Source organism: Achromobacter sp. RT286_PF, assembly GCF_059760425.1.
In genome coordinates this window covers 1-17,641 of the sequence record NZ_JCBAMR010000040.1, presented here as the reverse complement: position 1 = coordinate 17,641, position 17,641 = coordinate 1, and the positions used below count along the sequence as shown (strand labels likewise).

The following is a 17,641-nucleotide window of genomic DNA, read 5'->3' as shown; positions in this document are numbered from 1 at the left end:
CACGCCGGGCAAGCGGGATTCGCCAGCCGCCCCCTTCCTGGCCGATAATGCCCGCTTTACGCCTAAAGCCGGACCCCCCTCATGCCTTGCGTTACCCGTCGTCTGCCCGTTGCCCTGTTTGTCTGCCTGACGGCGATCCTTGCGGGATGCAGTTCACCCAAGCCGGCCTACGAACGGGAAGACTTCGCACAGAACGACGTGTTCTCGCGCACCTTCCCCACGGCCAGCACCACCGCTTGCGATGCGGGCCGCCGCGCCTTGCTGAGCCAGGGCTACAACATCGACCGCTTCGACGCGGCCCGCGTGTCCGGGCACAAGAACTTCCAGGGCGAAGACGGGCTGCACACGCAGATCAATTTCAATATCGACTGCGCCTCGGACGGCAGCGCCAACCAGCGCGCCACGGTGTTTGCCAACGCGGTGCAAGACCGCTATTCGATCAAGCGCACTTCCAGCTCGGCCAGCGTGGGCGTCAGCGTGCTGGGCCAGGTGTCGATGCCGTTCGGCTCCAGCGACGACTCGCTGGTCAAAACGGCTAGCCAGACGGTGTCGCGTCCGAAATTCTACGAAGGCTTTTTCCAGCTGTTGCAGCGCTTCCTGCCCGACGCGGAAGCCGCCGCCGCCCCGCACGTACCGCCAAGCCCGCGCGCCCGCGCGTCCCAAGCCAAGCCGCCGGCACCGCCCGCCGATCCCGTCGTGTCCCCGGACGCGCCCGCCGACACTCTGAATCCCGCTGCGGCGAACGGGCCGTCGGGGCCAGGCGCCGGCAGCGACAAGGGCAGTGATAAGGCCGGTGACAAGGCCACCGACAAGGCCACTGACACGACCACGCAAAAGCCCGCCGCGGACGCGCCGCACGCCGCGCCGTCATCGACGCCGGGCAATACCCAAACCGGCACCCCGCCCGCCACGCCCGCCACGTCTCCGGCGTTGCCGGGGCCGGGCGCGTCGATTTCGACTCCGTCGGCGGTCAGCCCGTCCGCTGCTACGACCGGCGCTGCGACCGGCGCTGCGACCGGCGCCGGGGGGCCGGCCACGGCTGCGATCACCGGTACCACGGCGGGCGTCTCATCTACCGTCAGCGGCGCCACTGCCAGCCCCGCAGCATCCGCGTCCGCCACCGGCAACTGACCCCTGCCGCGCACGCCGGACCCGGCGTGCACTCGGTCGTGCCCTCGGGCATGTCATCTGGCCTGCCCTGCGGCATGTCATCCGGCGTGCCATCCGACATGTCATCTGGCCTGTCCTCCGGCACGTCATCCGGGCTGCTCGCCGGCATGTCATCCGGCCAGTCATCCGGCCAGTCATCCGGCACGTCATCCGGCACGTCATCCGGCATGTCATCCGGCATGTCATCCCGCGCGACCGACCGGTCGCCGCAGCCGACTACTACCCGCCGCCGCATCCGGCGATAATGCCCGCCATGACTTATCAACTGCTGAAAATGGCCCACGTGGCCGCCGTGGTGGCCTGGCTTGGGGGCTCGCTGTTTGTCTCGCTGTTCCTGCTGTCGTCGGCGCCGCAAGAGGGCGATGAAGCGCCCAAGGAACGCAAGATGCTTGGCGCGCTGCGTCGTTGGACCTTGTGGGTGACGACGCCCGCGATGGTCGTGTCCTGGCTGATCGGCCTGCATCTGGCGATGACGTTCGGCTGGTTCGCCATGAACTGGATCTGGGTCAAGGCGGGGTTTGCCTTGACGCTGTCGGCGCTGCTTGGCATCCAAAGCGCGTCGCTGCGTCGCATGGCCAACGGCACGCTGAAACGCCCGCCGATGGTGGACTTCTACGCGCCGTTCACCGTCATTGCCTGCGGCGTCATCGTGACATTGGTGCTGGTCAAGCCGTTCTGACGCGCGCGGCCAATATCGCCCCAAGCTTGTAATAAGGATTCAACCAAGTCGTCGTTTGCGGGCGGCGGTCGGCTGCCTAGAATCGTCTGTCCTGTCCGCGCGTGCTTTGCTTTGCACGGACGTATCCGCGCAAGACCGCGAAGGCGATTCAATCATGACCACCCGCACTGTCCAGACCGACGCGCGCCGGGAAGGCGGCAACGCGTCGCCACGCCGGCCCGGCCATCGCGGCTGGTTCCAGGCGCTGCTTAGCGCCGCGCTGGACGCCGCTTCGATGTTTCATGGGCCTGATTTTCCGGCGGACCCCAGCGCTTTCAACAACGAGCGCCCGCGCCCACGTTCCCGCCACTGAAGGGCGGCTGCGGGGCGGCGGCGCCGGGCAGCGCTACGGCAACACCGCAGCAACACCACGGCAACACCACGGCAACACCGAGGCACAACACCACGGGAAATCAACGGCAACGCTACGGTAGCGCCGAGAACAAATTAGCCAGCTGCTGCTTGCCCAGCTTTTCCTGTTCGGTCGCCATGGAGTTGATGGCCGCCATGTGCGCGTAAAAGCGTTTCAGATCATCGTCGCGTTCGAACATCAGTTCGTCGTGATCCGCGTACCAATACTGACGGTTGTCGTCCAGCAGCGTGATCATCTGCCCAAACTCTTGCAGGATGCGCGTTTCTAACAACCAGACCTTGCCCAGGCTGTCGCTGCGCCGCGCCAGCGTAGACGTCAGCGTCGCCATCATTTTCTGCTTTTCGGGTTCGCGGATGGCCAGGGACCGGATCAGTTCAGGCATGTCTTTCAGCACCTGCATGCTCTGATCGCGGTACTTCGGCACCAGCCGCTCGGCAAGCTCAAGAATCATGCGGCTTTCCACCAGCCCGGTGTCCAGCGCCAGCCGATGCGCGTCCAGCAGCCGGGGCATGCCGATGTCTTTCAGTTCATTCAGATAGGCCTTGTGCTGCGCAACGCGTTCGCCGGCCACCGTCTTGATCGCGCGTTCCAATTCCCCGTAAAAGCCTTTCGCCTTGGGAGTGGGGTCGATGGACGGCAGGTTGTCCGGCACGCCGTCGCCGCCCGTCACCATCTGGTTCAGGGTGTCGGCCACCTTGCGGATTTCAGCGGTGGCGACTTTTTCCTCCGCGCGCTCGCCCATCCGGTTCCAGCCCACGGCCAAGCCCAGCGCCAGCAGAATCAGCGCGGCCCCCGCCAGTAAGCGCCGGCCGTCACGACGCACGCGCAAGCGCCTGGAAAGCGTAAGGGTGTCTTCCTGCGGAGTCATGGCGCACCAAGATTGGGGTCATAGGGCATGAATGTAGTGAGCGGGCCGGCACGCGTCAACGCGCGCCGGCAGTCGTAACGGAGTACCGCAGCTACCGCAAGTACCGTGCCGAAGCCGCCCGCCGGGCGCTATGACGCGGCGGCATTGCGCCGCCACGCCGCCCATTCGCCTTCGCCTTCAAAGTAGCGGTCGCCGCGCGCGGCGGTAGCCAGCCCCTCATGCAGCACGCCCATGTCCAGCCCCGGCAGGTTGCGGAGCAGGGCGGGCGGCAAGTGCTTGGCGTCAAGCAGGCGCTCGTCCAGGAACACCCGCATCATGTCGCCGTCGTCGCAGCGTACCCATAGATACCAAAGGCTTTCCATGTAGTCGCCGGACCAGGGGTCGGGGTATATCGCCGGGCGAAAAGAAAAGCCGAATTCGTGAACGTCAGCCCAGGCCCAGTGCTCTTGCAGGCCGATTGCGCGCGCCAGTTCGCAGTGCCGGGTGAAGCCGGTGTCGTCAAAGCTGACCGACTGCCGGAACGGGTCTTCCACGGGGGGCGGGCCGGACAGAAAGCGCTTGATGCTTGACCACATGGGAATCGGGATGGGATACGGAACGGGAATCGGAGAAAGGCGAGCGGGCCGTGTGGGCGGCGGGATTTGCGAGAGTGTAGCGGGGCGCGGCCATGTAATAAATGTTACAACGTTTGATTCTCGTCAATTCCATGCCGTCTACAAGCGGGTAGGGTGGCGCCTTGCCCGAATGGGCGCCCCGTGACGGGGCGACCGGCGTGGGGCAGACGACCAGCGCAGCAAGGACAGGATCGATGACAGACAAGACACCGCAAGCAGCCCCTAAGCAAGACGTTGCCGCGACACCGCGCAAGCGCGGCACCCCGTCGCCCGCCGCCCAGCGAAGTGCCGGAACCGCCAAGGCGGCGGCAGGCCCGGCGATGAAGAGGGCTTCTAAAGGGACTTCCCAGGCGACTTCCATGGCGACTTCCAAAGCGACTTCCAAAGCGACTTCACAGGCGGCTTCACAGGCGACTTCCAAGGCGACCCCCAAGACGACCTCCGGCCCCGCCACCAAGCAGCCCTCCGAGCAAACCCTGCTGGCGCGCAAGAAAGTCGTGGCGCGTGAAGACGCCGCGCGCCAGGAAGCGGTGTCGGTGTTGGCTGACATCGCGCGGCGCTACAACGTGGTGCCCCAAGCGCAAGCGCACGAGGCGCTGCGGTCCGTCATTGAAGAGCTGTCGCCCGACGATGCACGCGCCGTGCATCGCGCCTTGCTGGAGGCAAACGCGCACGGTCCGGCCGTGCGCCGCAACCCCGACGAAGAGCTGGCGACGGACTGGCGCGACGGCATCTATCCGTATCGCAACCGCATGCTGCGCCGCAATTATGAAAAGCAGAAATACCAGTTGCAGGTCGAACTGCTGAAGCTTCAAGCCTGGGTCAAAGCCACGGGCCAGCGCGTGGTGATTCTGTTTGAAGGGCGCGATGCAGCGGGCAAGGGCGGCACCATCAAACGCATGATGGAACACTTGAACCCGCGCGGCGCGCGCGTGGTGGCCCTGGAAAAACCGTCCGACACGGAAAAAGGCCAATGGTATTTCCAGCGCTACGTGCAGCATCTGCCCACCGCCGGCGAGATCGTGATGTTCGATCGGTCCTGGTACAACCGCGCGGGCGTCGAGCGCGTGATGGGCTTTTGCACGCAGCAGGAATACCTGGATTTCCTGCGTCAGGTGCCTGACTTCGAACGCCACCTGGTGTCCAGCGGCATTCACTTGGTGAAATTCTGGTTCTCGGTCAGCCAGGAAGAGCAACGCCGCCGTTTCCTGCAACGCAAGGTGCACCCGCTGAAGCAATGGAAATTAAGCCCCGTGGATCTGGCGTCGCTGGACAAATGGGACGACTACACGCGCGCCAAAGAGGCAATGTTCGCGCATACCGATACCGCGGACGCGCCGTGGATCGTGGTCAAGTCGGACTGCAAGAAGCGCGCGCGGCTGAACGCCATGCGCTACGTGCTGAGCCGCCTGCCGTACGAAGGCAAAAGCGCCGAACCCGGCCTGGCGCTGGACCCCTTGATCGTGGGCCGCGCGCTGTAAGCGTTCAGCCGCCCAGCGCGGCCAGGTTCAACGTGTGGCTATGGCCGATCCACACCGCGCAATCACGGTGGTCGCGCAGCGAATCGCCTGTGTTCGGATGCATGAAAACGTCCAGCGCGCCGTGGTTCAACGTCAGCCACGTGGCGATCTCGGCCAACTGCTCGGGGCCGAAGGCAATCTGATAGCTCCATTGTGGATGCGGGCCGACGGGGCGCTCATGGAAGCGCCCCATTTCCATCTTGCGGTCGAATTGCGCCACCACGCGCTCTCGCAACGCAAACGCGGCATCGCGGCTGGCCGCGTCGAAGTACACATGGGCGTGCCAGCTGGTCACGCCGCTTACTGCCAGATCGTTCATGGTTGTCTCATTGATTCAGCCGCCGGCGCGCTTGGCGCGATGGCCGCTGGTAGTCAGCACTTCGATGATGCGTGCGCAGTGGTCGCCCTGCACTTCGATCACCCCGTCCTTGACCGTGCCGCCCGACCCGCAGGCCGTGCGCAATTGCTTGCCCAGCACGGCAAGCGCCATCGGGTCCAGGGCCAGGCCCCGCACCACGGTCACGCTTTTGCCGCCCCGGCCCTTGGTCTCGCGTGATACGCGGGCAACGCCGTCGCCCGCCGGTGCGCCGCGCGCTGCCGCCTGGCATTGGCATTGCGCCAGCGGCTGGCGGCACTGCGGGCACATGCGACCGCTTTCGGTGGAATAGACCAGCCCGCCGGTGGTTGCGCGCTTCATCACTTGCCCCGCATCAGGTCGATCAGGCGGCGGTCACGCTTGGTGGGCCGACCGGTTTCGATACCCAGCGCGGGCTCGGGTGCCAGCCGCCGCATTTCCGCCGCGCGTTCGCGGGCGGCGATGCTGTCCGGCGTTTCCTCATACAGCAGGCGCGCCACGGGCGCGGGGCCGCGCACCCCGCTGACCGCAACCACCTTTACCTGTAGCGCCGGATCTTCCTTGCGGATCGTGATGCGATCGCCGGGCGCGACCTCGCGCGACGGTTTGGCGGCCTGGTCGTTCACGAAGACGCGACCCTTGCCGATCTCTTGCACGGCCAGGCTGCGCGTCTTGTAAAAGCGCGCGGCCCATAGCCATTTGTCGAGTCGAATCTTGTCCATGTTGCTGCTCTTTGCGTGGGTTCTAGCCAAGCCGCAATCATAGCGCCGGGACGCCGGCGCAAAAAAAAGCGCCCCTTGGGAGATGGGGCGCTGGGGGGCTGGGGTGCGTTGCTGTGTTGCTGCGTGGCGGTGTAGCGGTGAAACGGTGCAGCCGTGTGGCGGTGTGGCAATGCAGCGGTGCAGCGATGTAGCGATGTATCGATGTAGCGATGCAGCAATGTAGCGAGCAGCCATGTAGCGATGCGGCGATGCGGCGGGCCAGATGGCCCGCCCCGCCATCAATCCAGCTTCAGATTTGCTTCGCTGACCACGCGCTGCCACTTGGCGATTTCGGCGCGGCGGAACGTGTCCAGTTCGGCCGGCGTCGAACCAATGGGCTCCGCGCCAATGCCGGCAAGCTGCTCGGCAATCGCCGGGTCGCGCAGCACCTTGGCCAACGCTTGCGACACCTTGTCGACGATGGCCGGCGGCGTGCCGGCGGGGGCGAACACCGCGTTCCATTCATACGTCTCGTAGCCCGGCACGCCGGATTCCGCGATGGTGGGCAAGTCGGGTGCCGTCTTGGACCGCTCCAGCCCGCCGACCGCCACCGCGCGCAGCTTGCCGTTTTTCACGTGCTGCCAGGCCGAGCCCATGCTGGCGAACATCACGGGCACCTGGCCCGACATCACGTCAATCATGGCCGGGCCGCCGCCCTTGTAGGCCACGTGCTGCAAATGCGTCTTGGCCAGCAGATTGAACAGTTCGCCGGCCAAGTGCTGGGCCGACCCCGGGCCGGCCGATGCAAAGTACACCTGCTCTTTCTGTCCGGGCTGGCCCAGCCTGATCAGGTCGGCCACGGACTTCACTTCGTACGACGGCGTGACGACCAGCACGTTGGGCACGCGCAGCAGCAGCGACACGGGCGCAAAAGCGGTCAGCGTATCGAACTGCATCTTGGAATGCAGCGCGGGATTCTGCGCGTGGTTGGACGCGTCCAGCATCAGCGTGTAGCCGTCGGGCTGCGCCTTGGCGACGACCGCGCCGCCGATCATGCCGCCCGCGCCACCACGGTTTTCGATGACCACGGGTTGGCCAAGTTCGGCGGCCAGCTTGGGGCCGATCAGCCGCGCCACCACGTCCACCGTGCCGCCGGGCGGGTAGGTCACCACCAGCGTGACGGCGCGCTCGGGGTAGGCGGCCGACGCGGTGGCGGTTGCACCCGCCAGCAGGCCGGCGGCGGCCAGCATGGCGCTGCTACGCGCCAGACGTTTGATGAAGGGGGTCATGATTTGTCTCCTGGGAGTTGGACCTGGTTTTGGTTTTGGGTCTGGCCTTGGGTCTGGCCTTGGCTCTGGCCTTGGATTTTGAATAGCTGCATCGGCGTGTCCGCCAGCACGATGCGTCGCTGCGCGGGATCGTCGATCCACCCGTCCAGCCACTGCGTCGCAGCCGGGTAGGACGCCAGGTGGCGGTGTTCGGTGTGTGGCCAGTCGCTACCCCACATCAGACGCTTGGCCGTATAGGCGCGCAGCAAAAGCTGGGCAGCCTGACGGCCGGCAACGCCGTAATCGGGGATGCCGGGGCGAAAGGTAGGGGCGGTGGGCGCGGTGGCATCGCTGCGGTCAGTGCTATCCGCCACCCGCCAATTCCGGTACGGCGCCGACAGCTTCACCCATACCTGCCCGCTTTCGGCCTGTTGCAGCAGGTAGGCAAAGCCCGGGTCCGACACGCCCAGCGCCGGGTCAGGCCGACCGAAGTGATCGACAACCACGCGGCAACCCGCGCCCAGCAGCGCGGGCAACACCTCGCGCAGCCTGCCGGCTTGCATGTGCACTTCAACATGCCAGGCCAGCGCGTTGACCCGGACCAGCAAAGCCTGCCAGTCGGCGGCTTGCAGGTCGGGCGAGGGCAGGCCGATGAGGTTCAGCCGCATCCCCACGACACCGGCGTCGGCCAGTGCCTGCAACTGCGCGTCGGTGACCTCGGGTGACACGACGGCGACACCACGCAGGCGCTGCGGGGCCGCGCGCAATGCGTGCACCAGGTGGCTGTTGTCGGTGCCCAGGAAGCTGGGCTGCACCAGTACGCCGTGGCGCAATCCATGGGCATCCAGCAGCGCCAGGTATTGCTCCAGCGTGGCGTCGTAATCGGGCGTGTGGCGCCGGGCGTCCGCCAGCGCCAGCCCTTGCCGGAAAACATGGGCATGGGTATCGACGGCAACGCCGAGGGGGGACGGGGGCAACGCGGTCTCCTGTTTTGTGCGCCGGCGTGGCCGCGCGCTGTTCTATGAGGCGGATTCTAGGCAGCGCGGGTATAGTTTTCTATTGGCTAAAACCGCTTTTTATATATCGGATCAATATGGAAACCCGACACCTGCGCTATTTTCTGGCGGTGGTGGACCATGGCAGCGTCAGCCGCGCATCGGAATGGCTGGGCATCGCGCAGCCGGCGCTGAGCCAGGCGCTTGGCCGCATGGAAAAAGACCTGGGCGTGCGCCTTTTCGACCGCTCGCGACAGGGCGCCGCGCCCACGCCCGCCGCGCTGGCCATCCTGGAGGACGTGCGTATCAGCGTGGCCCGCATCGACGCAGCGGCGCATCGCGCGCGCGAGATCGGGCGCGGCAGCGCGGGGCAGTTGACGGTGGGGCTGGTGTCCTCCGCGCTATTCGACACCCTGCCGCGCGCGCTGCGCGAAATGCGTCGGCAGGCGCCCGGCGTGCGGGTGATCCTGCGCGAGATGAGCAACGCCGAACAGGCCGATGCGCTACAAACCGGCGAAATCGATATCGGCCTGATGCATACGCCGGTCGCAGTGGGCGGGCGCATGCGTGAACGCCAGCTGTTGCGCGACCGGCTGGTGGCGGCGGTGCCAGACGAGTTCGACGTGGCGGACGATGGCACAGTGACGATGGCGCAAATTGCACAAGCCGGTCTGGTGATGTATCCGCAAGCGCAATTGCCGGCGTTCTATGCCGGCATCATGGACGCGATGCGCAAGGGCGGGCATGCGGTGCAGGTCGCGCAAGAGGCCAACCGCACGCTGACCGTGTTGTCGTGCGTGGCGGGCGGGTGCGGGGTGGCACTCTTGCCCAGCTGGATTCGCACCATGAACTTTGGCGGCGTCCGCTTTTGCGAAGTGCGCGACGGACAGGCGCTGCCCAGCTTCGACCTGAGCGCCATCTGGCCCGCCCGATCCGTGCCCACGCTGGCCGACGTCTTCGCCAATCTGGACCTGGGCAGAGGCTGATTTGCGCCAATCTTTCAACCCGCCTTCAATTGCCTGGCCAGAACGCTTAAGCGACGCTTAAAGCGGCGGTTTTCGCGGAACCCGCCGCACGCGCCCCGTCTAACCACAAACGGTTTCGAATGGGGTGCGCCAATGAATTTGAACTGGCAGCAGCAGTTGATGGAAAGCGCCATTTGGCTGGCGCAAGCGTTTGGCATCACGGCCGTCGTGTTGGTGGCCGTGTCCGTCGTGTTGGCGCGCACAACGGATTGGGGGCGCAAGTTTTGGCGCCTGGCATGGCCGTACCTGACCCCTCGACGCAGTTGGCGGCCGCTGCTGATGCTGGCGTTGTTGTTGCTGCTGGCGATGGCTGCCGTGCGCATGACGGTGCTGTTTTCGTTTTGGTACAACGGCTTCTACAGCGCGCTGCAAGCGCTGGACCAAAGCGCGTTCTGGCGCTTCCTGGGCATCTTTTCGGTATTGGCTTGTGTGCACGTGGTGCGCTCGCTGGCGGACAGCTACGCCGGCCAGGCCTTCGACATTCATTGGCGCGTCTGGCTGAACGACCGGCTGACGCGCGACTGGCTGGGCGCGGGCGCGTACTACCGAGGCCACTTTGTTGAAGAGCCGGTCGACAACCCCGACCAGCGCATCGAGCAAGACATCGCCATGTTCGTGACGGGCTCGCGCACGCTGGCCATCGGCGCGTTAAGCGCGATGGTGTCGCTGGTGGCGTTCACGGGAATTTTGTGGGGCCTGTCCGGGCCGCTGACGGTGGCGGGCGTGGAGATTCCGCGCGCGATGGTCTTTGTCGTGTTCTTGTACGTAATCGTCGCGACCTGGTTTGCCTTCAAGATCGGCCGCCCGCTGATCCGCCTGAATTTTCTGTCTGAACGATTGACGGCCAATTTCCGCTATGCGTTGGTGCGGCTGCGCGAAAACGCCGAGAACGTCGCGTTCTATCAAGGCGAAGCCGTAGAAAGCAGGAACCTGTTGCAGCGGTTTTCCGCCTACATCGTCAACCTGTGGGCACGCGTGTACCGAGGCTTGAAGTTCGACGGGTTCAACTTGTCGGTCAGCCAGGTGGCCGTGGTGTTTCCGTTTATCTTGCAGGCGCCACGTTTCTTCAGCGGCGCCATCAAGCTGGGTGATGTGATTCAAACGTCACAGGCCTTTGGGCAGGTGCAGGACGCGCTGTCGTTCTTTCGCACGTCGTACGACACCTTTGCGCAGTACCGCGCCACGCTGGACCGGCTGAACGGCTTCCTGGATGCCAACGAAGCGGCGCGGGCGCTGCCGACGGTGCATACCGAACCCTTGCCCAACGGCCTGGACATTGATGGCGTCACGGTCAGGCGGCCGGACGGCAGCACCTTGCTGCGTGAGCTGACCTTGCGCCTGCGGCCGGGCCAGACCTTGCTGATCAAGGGGCCGTCGGGCAGCGGCAAGACGACATTGCTGCGCGCGCTGGCGGGCTTGTGGCCGTATGCACAGGGCCAGGTGCGGCGGCCGGAAGGCGCGTCGGCGTTGTTCCTGTCGCAGCGGCCGTATCTGCCGCTGGGCGATCTGCGCAGTGCCGTGGCGTATCCCGGACACGCGCAGCCGCAAGACGATGCGCGCCTGGCCCAGGCGCTGCATCAGGTCAACCTGGGCCACTTGAGCCAACGGCTGGACGAGGTTGCGGATTGGTCACGCATCTTGTCGATTGGCGAGCAGCAGCGCGTGGCCTTTGCCCGCGTGCTGTTCAATCGACCGGCCATCGTGTTCCTGGACGAAGCCACATCGGCTACCGACGAAGGCCTGGAACATTCGCTATACAGCCTGCTGCGCAGCGCCTTGCCCGATTGCATGCTGGTCAGCGTGGGCCATCGCAGCACGCTGGACCCGTTCCACACGCACCGGCTGCAACTGGACGGCGCGGGCGGCTGGACGATGGGACCGATCGGGCCGATGGACCCGTATGGCCCGCCGCAGGGCGCGCCGCTGCGCGAGGCGGCGTGACGCTTACGTGCCCACGCGCAAAGGCCCCGTCAGCTTGCGCAACGCGGCGACGACGCTTTGCGCGGTGATGCGGCCGGTCTTGGGATTGGCGGAAGGGATGTTCTGGATTTCCATCGAAAAATTTGCCGAGTCGGACACGACTTCCACGCGGTGCACGTTGCGTTCCAGCGACGGGTCGGCCCAGATTTCCAGCGTGGTGCGATCCGGCCCGATGCCCGCCAGCGACACGCTGACCGCCACATTCAGGTTGGCCGGAAAGCCCGTGGCGGCATCGCGCGGCGAGCCGCGGAAGATCAAGCGCGGTTCGGTGACGTCGTCCAGGCTGATGTTGTTGTCGGTAAGGTAAGGCGCGCCCAGCAGGCCGCGCGGCGGCTTGCGGGTGATCATCGTGACGGAATGGATGACGCCTTCGGCGGCTGCCGTAATGGCGTCCAGCCCCAGGATGGCGCCGGACGGCACCAGGATCTGCCCGTGATGCTGGCGCGCCACGTCGATCAGGTCTTCGTTGGCCAGCAGCGCGCCGGAACTGAGCACCACCAGCTTCTTGCCGGCACGCAGCACGGGTTCGGCAATGCTGCGAAACACGGCGGCGGGCGCACATTCAATGACCACGTCGCAATGCTCGTGCAGGGCGTCCAGCGTGGTGAACCTGGGGGCCGCCTGGGTCCAGGCGAAGTCGGGCGCGGCCTTGGGGTCGCGCACCGCGACGGCGGACAGGGTCAGGCCGGGCAGCCCGGCATCCAGGGATTGCGCCACGGCCTGGCCGATGGCGCCGAAGCCGGCGATGCCGACGCGGTAGCTGTTCATGGTGAATCCGGAAGGTAGGGCTGCGGCGCACCGCAAGCCGGGCCAAGAAAAAAGAACGCCATCGATGCCGATGGCGCAAGGTTGCCAGCCACTTTATCCAGCGCCCGGGCGGGCGTCAATGCGTAGCGACCGCAGGCTACCGGCTCAGCTGCCGGATTGTTGTTGCGCGCGCGCCATGTAATCCACCGTCAGGTTCGACAACGCGCGCACCCCGTTGATCAGGCCGGATTCATCCACGTAAAAGCGCGGCGAATGGTTGGGCGCGGCCTTGTCCACGTCGGTGCCCTTGGGCGTGACACCCAGGTAGAAGAACATGCCCGGCACCTTCTCTTGATAGAACGAAAAGTCCTCGGACGCGGTGGACTTGGGCTGCAAGCCATAGTTGCCTTCGCCTGCCACGCGCCGCAAGGTCGGGCCCATCTTCTCGGTCAACGCCGGGTTGTTGACGGTAGCGTTGTAGAGTTCCACCACGCGCACATCGGCCTTGGCGCCCGCGCTTTGCGCAATCATGTCGGCGGTACGCGCGATGCGTTGGTGGATGTCCTTCTTCATGCCCTCGTCGTAGGTGCGGATGGTGCCCGTCATGGCCACGCTGTCCGGCACGATGTTCATGCGATTGCCGCCATGGATGGCGCCCACCGTGATGACGGCCGGCTCCAGCATGCTGTTGATCTGGCGGCTGGGAATGGTCTGCAAACCCAGAATGATCTGCGAGCTGACGACGATAGGGTCGATGCCCGACCACGGGCGCGCGCCATGCGTCTGCTTGCCGGTGACGTCGATCCAGAACTGGTCGGCGGCGGCCATGGCCGGGCCGCTGCGCCACGACAACCAGCCGGCCGGATATGCGCTGGACACGTGCAGGCCGAAGATGGCGTCCACCTTGGGATTGTCCAGCACGCCTTCCTGCACCATCATCTTGGCGCCCCAGATCTTCTTGCCGTCCGGTTCGAAGTCGGCAGGGCTTTCCTCGGCGGGCTGGAAGATGAATTTCACGCTGCCGGGCAGCTGGTCTTTCATGCCGGCCAGCACTTCGGCCGTGGCCATCAGGATGGCCGTGTGGGTGTCGTGCCCGCAGGCGTGCATCACGTCCACTTCCTTGCCCAGGTACGTGCCCTTGGCTTTCGACGCAAAGGGCACGTCGACTTGTTCCTTGACGGGCAACGCGTCCATGTCGGCGCGCAACGCCACCACGGGGCCGGGCTTGCCCCCCTTGAGCACGGCGACCACGCCCGTGCCCGCCACGCCGGTCTTCACATCCATGCCCAGCGCGCGCAGGTGGTCCGCCACCAGCTTGGACGTGCGCGTTTCCTGGTTGCCGAGTTCGGGGTGCTGATGAATGTCGCGGCGCCACGCGATGAGCTTGTCTTCGATGGCGCGGGCGCGGGTGTCGATCTGTTCGGACAGCGCGGCGTTGGGGGCGGGGGCCAGCGGGCCTTGCGTGCCGGGGGCGCTTTGCGCGGCTGCCGGGCCGCTCATCAGCAGATGGGCGGCCAGGGCCAGCGGCGCCAACCGGAATCGCATGTTGCGAGACTGCATGGGTGTTCTCCTCGTGGTTGTTAACCTGTTATTGGACAAGGATCTTACCCAAGCGCCACACGGCCGGCGTGTTTGTTACGGATGCTTAAATTCCGACCGTTTTGATTCCGAAAGGTGGAATTTCCCGCAGTGAAAGGTTGGACGATCCAAATTTTCGACCGCCGCATTTTCTATTGCAGCTTGATGCCCAGCTCCTTGATCAGCGGCTCCATGTCGGCTCGGTCCGCCTTGATCGTGGCCGCCAGTTCTTCCGGCGTGCTGCCGATTGGAATCATGCCCAACGTTTCCATCTGCGCGCGCATCGCCGGTTCTTTCAGAATGTCCGCCACCGATTTCTGAATCAGCGCCACGCGGTCTTGCGGCACGCCGGCGGGGGCCATCAAGCCGATCCAGGGTTGCGGGGCGTAATCCTTCAAGCCGGACTCCTTCAACGTGGGCGTGTCGGGCAGGCCCCCAAAGCGTTCCGGACTGGTGATTGCCAACGCGCGCAAACGGCCGCTATCGATCAAGCCCTTGGAACTTGATGGCGCGTCCAGGCCCACGTCCAATTGACCGCCTATCAGATCGTTCTGCGTTTTACCCGACGAGGACGACGGCACGTACAACGCGCGGATGCCGGCGCGCCGCGCGGTTTGTTCCCAGACCAGATGAAACGCGGTGCCGATGGAAAACGAGCCCACGCTCAGGCTGCGCGTCTTGCTTTCGCGCACGAAGTCGTCCCAGGTCTTAAGCGGGCTGTCCTTGGGCACGATAAAGATGAATGGCGTGCGCGCCACCAGCGAAATCGGCTGCAAGTCTTTTTGCGTATCAAAGGGCAGGCTGTCGACAGCGAAGGGCACGATGGTCACGGACGAGGCCACCACCATGCCCAGCGTATAGCCGTCGGGCGCGGACTTCACCAGCGCGCCGGTGCTGATGATGCCGGACGCGCCAGGGCGGTTCTCGACGACGACGGGCTGGTTCCACGCCGCGCCCAGCTTGCTGGCCAGCACGCGCAGCATCACGTCCACCGGGCCGCCGGGCGGATTGGACACGATGATCTTGACCGGCTTGTCGGGATAGGCGGCCTGCGCGGCCAGCGGCGTCAGCATCGCGAGCATTAGCATCAGTGCCAACGTGCGCATCGGCGCAATGTTCTTAATCATGGCATTCCCCTTGTGTTGTAGGTGTGTACAGAATGTTCGGCGTCAAAGGTCAGGCATGTGGCGTCTGGCATGTGGCATCCGGCGTGTGGCATCCGGCGCCCGACATCAGCCTTCAGGCAAAGACGTGCAGGTGCGGCGCCATCGGCCAATCGGGTGCGTCGCCGCGTATGAACGCGATCCATGTCTGCTGCGTCTGCGCGGTCAGGCGCTGCGCGTGGGCCGCGTCCAATCCGGCCAGCATCGGCGCGTCGCCGAACGCGGATACCGTGTCGAACACGAAGGGCAGTTCAATGCAGTGGCACGCCTTGAAGCGCGTGGTCGGAGCAACGTCGAAGCGCGCCAGCCAGGCTTGACGGCCCTGCGTGACCGCCGCCCGCGCCCACGCGCGTGACGGTGCGCCGAACACTTGATCACCGATGGGGTCGTCAAGGGCGGGGCCGACCTGGTCAACGTGGCCCGGCTTGACGTGGTCGATCTGGCTGGGGTCGACGTGGCCGGGGCTGACGTTGCCTACGTGGTTGGGGTCGACGTTGCCGGGGCTGACGTTGCCTACGTGGTTGGGGTCGACGTTGCCGGGGCTGACGTTGCCTACGTGGTTGGGGTCGACGTTGCCGGGGCTGACGTTGCCGACGTGGTTGGGGTCGACGTTGCCGGGGCTGACGTTGCCGACGTGGCTGGGGTCGACGTGGCCGGGGCTGACATTGCCGACGTGGCTGGAGTCGACGTGGGCGCGGGCGTGGTTATCCGTCGTCGCCTGCGCTTCGGCCCTTGTTGCATTCGCCACGTACCCGGGAAAGGCCGCCATTTCATTGCGCGTGTACGCCACCAGCACGTCGGCGCGGGACGCGGCCCGCTGTAGCACGGGCGCGATGTCCTCGGGCAGCACGTGCCCGTCCAACACCGGGCAGAACTGGCTGCGGCTGCTTCCTTCGGCCCGCAGCACTTCCGCGACCGCAGGCGATTGCTGCGCGGCCAGCAAAGCGGAAACGGGAAGCGCGCGCGCCGCGTCCAGCGACGTGACGCCGGCCGCCTCTAGAAAGGCCTGGCCCAACGCCTGCGCCTGTGCCGCCGACCGAAACCCCCGGCCCAGCGCGGCGCTTTGCAAGATAGCGCGCGAGAAGCGCGGCTTGCGCGCCAGCATTGCGCAGATCGACGACGCGCCGGCCGACTGTCCCATCACCGTGACGCGTTCGGGGTCGCCGCCCAGTCCCGTGATGTTGTCAAACACCCAATCGATGGCGGCCTCTTGGTCCAACAGCCCCACGTTCGCGGTCTGACCCGGCACGTACAGCCAGCCCAGCGCGGCCAGCCGGTAGTTGACGGCCACCACCACCACCTCGCCACGCGCGGCCAGGGCGGACCCGTCATACCAGTCCAGCGCGCCGCCGCCGCTTTGCCAGGCGCCGCCATGCAGCCACACCACGACCGGCCGACGCGCGCTATCCGCGGCCGGCGTCCATACCGTCAGATGCAGACAGTCTTCGGATTGCGGCGCGTTGAAGTCACCCATGGCATCGCGCAGGCGCGACGGCAGTTGCGGCGCCACGGGGCCGGGCTGCGTGGCATCCAGATCCCCTTGCCAGGTCGCGGCTTCAGGGGGCGCAAAACGCAGCTTGCCCACCGGCGGCCGCGCATAGGGAATGGCGCTGAAGCGGCACACGCCGCCGCGTTCCTGCACACCGGTCAGCGTGCCTGCCGGCAGCGTCGCGTGGACGGTTTGATTCATCGTTGCCCCTGTCATTTCGTGGTTGCTGTTCATATGGCGCCAAGCTGCTGGCGTCGGATAGCAGGCCTATGGTAGGGACGAAAGCGGCGCGGCGGACATGCCGGTTTCGATCGAGGCCATGCGAAACCCGCATGGCCAGCCGGGAGGCAAGGGCGGCGTAAAAGGGCAGCGTAAAAGGGCGGCGTAAAAGGGCAGCGTAAAAGGGCGGCGTCAAAGAGCGGCGTAAAAGAGCGGCGTAAAAGAGCGGCGTAAAAGGACATGCCGGACTAAGACCGCCCACCGTCGCGCGGGCCAGAATTGACCCGATCGGGCCAATTCTGGCCCAGTGAACCTCCTTAGGAATCAGGCACTTGCAAAACTTCGAGCCAGATCTGGCCTGATTTATTGCAGAACAAGCCGGTTTTAGCGAGGAAAACCTGTGTTTTCACGGCTTTCGGCGCGTTTGGCGATAAGCAGGTCCATTTCTTCGCCGTTTGCACTGCGCCCGAAATCCTAAGTCGCTGAAAGCATTGGGTTTAACCGGACGCCGTGAAAGTTGGCATGGATGTTGCATAGCTGTGGGGACATATTCCAGGATCCCCATGGCCCACTCATCCGACCTGCGTTTTACCTTCGTGCCCGCCGCCCGTGGCGTGGCGTTCGACGTTATTGAATTCACGCTGGACGAGGCGCTGTCCGAGACCTATCGGTTGGACCTTGAACTATCCAGCTTCGACCCCGCCATCGACTTTGGCGCGCTGCTGGATCAGACAGCGTTGTTCACGCTATGGCGGGGCGATGTGCCCGTGCGCCACGTGCACGGCATCGTCACCGCCTTCGAGCAAGGCGACACCGGCTTTCGGCGCACGCGTTACCGCGCCGTGGTCGAACCGTCGC

General features: G+C 65.6%; 18 protein-coding genes. 7 read left to right on the top strand and 11 right to left on the bottom strand.

What is annotated here, in order from left to right; translation table 11 throughout:
- Nucleotides 1-81: 81 nt before the first annotated feature.
- The 3 genes from AC6LJY_RS23540 to AC6LJY_RS23530 all read left to right on the top strand — a co-directional run bounded on the left by AC6LJY_RS23540 (nucleotide 82) and on the right by AC6LJY_RS23530 (nucleotide 2,201).
- On the top strand, nucleotides 82-1,131 hold the full coding sequence (locus AC6LJY_RS23540) for a DUF2242 domain-containing protein (RefSeq protein WP_498136881.1): 1,050 nt from the start codon (nucleotides 82-84) through the stop codon (nucleotides 1,129-1,131).
- A gap of 292 nt (nucleotides 1,132-1,423) precedes the next feature.
- Nucleotides 1,424-1,849, top strand: a complete 426-nt coding sequence (locus tag AC6LJY_RS23535) for a CopD family protein (protein WP_498136880.1) — start codon at nucleotides 1,424-1,426, stop codon at nucleotides 1,847-1,849.
- A 154-nt stretch (nucleotides 1,850-2,003) separates the two neighbouring features.
- Nucleotides 2,004-2,201 carry a hypothetical protein gene (locus AC6LJY_RS23530; RefSeq protein ID WP_314359721.1) on the top strand — a complete coding sequence of 66 codons (198 nt, stop codon included), beginning with the start codon at nucleotides 2,004-2,006 and terminating at the stop codon, nucleotides 2,199-2,201.
- A 112-nt stretch (nucleotides 2,202-2,313) separates the two neighbouring features.
- Here the strand turns inward: AC6LJY_RS23530 and AC6LJY_RS23525 are convergent, their stop codons facing one another.
- Nucleotides 2,314-3,084, bottom strand: a complete 771-nt coding sequence (locus tag AC6LJY_RS23525; protein WP_498136879.1) for a hypothetical protein — start codon at nucleotides 3,082-3,084, stop codon at nucleotides 2,314-2,316.
- 173 nt (nucleotides 3,085-3,257) lie between these two features.
- Nucleotides 3,258-3,704: a hypothetical protein gene (locus tag AC6LJY_RS23520; protein ID WP_498136878.1), complete on the bottom strand. Its 447-nt coding sequence runs from the start codon at nucleotides 3,702-3,704 to the stop codon at nucleotides 3,258-3,260.
- A 233-nt stretch (nucleotides 3,705-3,937) separates the two neighbouring features.
- Here AC6LJY_RS23520 and ppk2 point away from each other — a divergent pair, with 233 nt between their 5' ends.
- Entirely contained in the window at nucleotides 3,938-5,224 is a 1,287-nt protein-coding gene (gene ppk2 / locus AC6LJY_RS23515; protein WP_498136877.1) for a polyphosphate kinase 2, read from the top strand.
- Nucleotides 5,225-5,228: 4 nt separating this feature from the next.
- Here the strand turns inward: ppk2 and AC6LJY_RS23510 are convergent, their stop codons facing one another.
- The 5 genes from AC6LJY_RS23510 to AC6LJY_RS23490 all read right to left on the bottom strand — a co-directional run bounded on the left by AC6LJY_RS23510 (nucleotide 5,229) and on the right by AC6LJY_RS23490 (nucleotide 8,564).
- The gene (locus tag AC6LJY_RS23510; RefSeq protein ID WP_498136876.1) at nucleotides 5,229-5,582 is read right to left on the bottom strand and encodes a DOPA 4,5-dioxygenase family protein; all 354 of its coding nucleotides are present in this window, start codon (nucleotides 5,580-5,582) and stop codon (nucleotides 5,229-5,231) included.
- Between the two features lie 15 nt (nucleotides 5,583-5,597).
- Entirely contained in the window at nucleotides 5,598-5,960 is a 363-nt protein-coding gene (locus tag AC6LJY_RS23505; protein WP_046805363.1) for a translation initiation factor Sui1, read from the bottom strand.
- Nucleotides 5,960-6,340, bottom strand: a complete 381-nt coding sequence (locus tag AC6LJY_RS23500; protein ID WP_046805362.1) for an RNA-binding S4 domain-containing protein — start codon at nucleotides 6,338-6,340, stop codon at nucleotides 5,960-5,962. Before AC6LJY_RS23500 ends, AC6LJY_RS23505 begins: the two co-directional genes overlap by 1 nt.
- 278 nt (nucleotides 6,341-6,618) lie before the next feature.
- Entirely contained in the window at nucleotides 6,619-7,608 is a 990-nt protein-coding gene (locus AC6LJY_RS23495) for a tripartite tricarboxylate transporter substrate binding protein (protein ID WP_498136875.1), read from the bottom strand.
- The gene (locus tag AC6LJY_RS23490; RefSeq protein WP_498136874.1) at nucleotides 7,605-8,564 is read right to left on the bottom strand and encodes an amidohydrolase family protein; all 960 of its coding nucleotides are present in this window, start codon (nucleotides 8,562-8,564) and stop codon (nucleotides 7,605-7,607) included. The genes AC6LJY_RS23495 and AC6LJY_RS23490 overlap by 4 nt, the downstream gene beginning before the upstream one ends.
- Before the next feature lie 116 nt (nucleotides 8,565-8,680).
- On the opposite strand from AC6LJY_RS23490, the gene AC6LJY_RS23485 reads away from it, so the two are divergent.
- Entirely contained in the window at nucleotides 8,681-9,568 is an 888-nt protein-coding gene (locus AC6LJY_RS23485; RefSeq protein WP_046805359.1) for a LysR family transcriptional regulator, read from the top strand.
- Between the two features lie 132 nt (nucleotides 9,569-9,700).
- On the top strand, nucleotides 9,701-11,548 hold the full coding sequence (locus AC6LJY_RS23480) for an ABC transporter ATP-binding protein/permease (protein WP_046805358.1): 1,848 nt from the start codon (nucleotides 9,701-9,703) through the stop codon (nucleotides 11,546-11,548).
- Nucleotides 11,549-11,551: 3 nt separating this feature from the next.
- Here the strand turns inward: AC6LJY_RS23480 and AC6LJY_RS23475 are convergent, their stop codons facing one another.
- The 4 genes from AC6LJY_RS23475 to AC6LJY_RS23460 form a co-directional block, all read right to left on the bottom strand.
- Nucleotides 11,552-12,355: an aspartate dehydrogenase gene (locus AC6LJY_RS23475; RefSeq protein ID WP_314359713.1), complete on the bottom strand. Its 804-nt coding sequence runs from the start codon at nucleotides 12,353-12,355 to the stop codon at nucleotides 11,552-11,554.
- A 144-nt stretch (nucleotides 12,356-12,499) separates the two neighbouring features.
- A complete protein-coding gene (locus tag AC6LJY_RS23470) occupies nucleotides 12,500-13,894 on the bottom strand; it encodes an amidohydrolase (RefSeq protein ID WP_314359712.1) in 1,395 nt (464 codons plus the stop codon).
- Between the two features lie 170 nt (nucleotides 13,895-14,064).
- On the bottom strand, nucleotides 14,065-15,039 hold the full coding sequence (locus AC6LJY_RS23465; RefSeq protein ID WP_498136873.1) for a Bug family tripartite tricarboxylate transporter substrate binding protein: 975 nt from the start codon (nucleotides 15,037-15,039) through the stop codon (nucleotides 14,065-14,067).
- A 112-nt stretch (nucleotides 15,040-15,151) separates the two neighbouring features.
- A complete protein-coding gene (locus tag AC6LJY_RS23460; protein ID WP_498136872.1) occupies nucleotides 15,152-16,765 on the bottom strand; it encodes a carboxylesterase family protein in 1,614 nt (537 codons plus the stop codon).
- Nucleotides 16,766-17,346: 581 nt separating this feature from the next.
- Here AC6LJY_RS23460 and AC6LJY_RS23455 point away from each other — a divergent pair.
- Nucleotides 17,347-17,641: contractile injection system protein, VgrG/Pvc8 family (locus AC6LJY_RS23455; RefSeq protein ID WP_498135895.1), on the top strand; the 295-nt coding region annotated here is incomplete at its 3' end.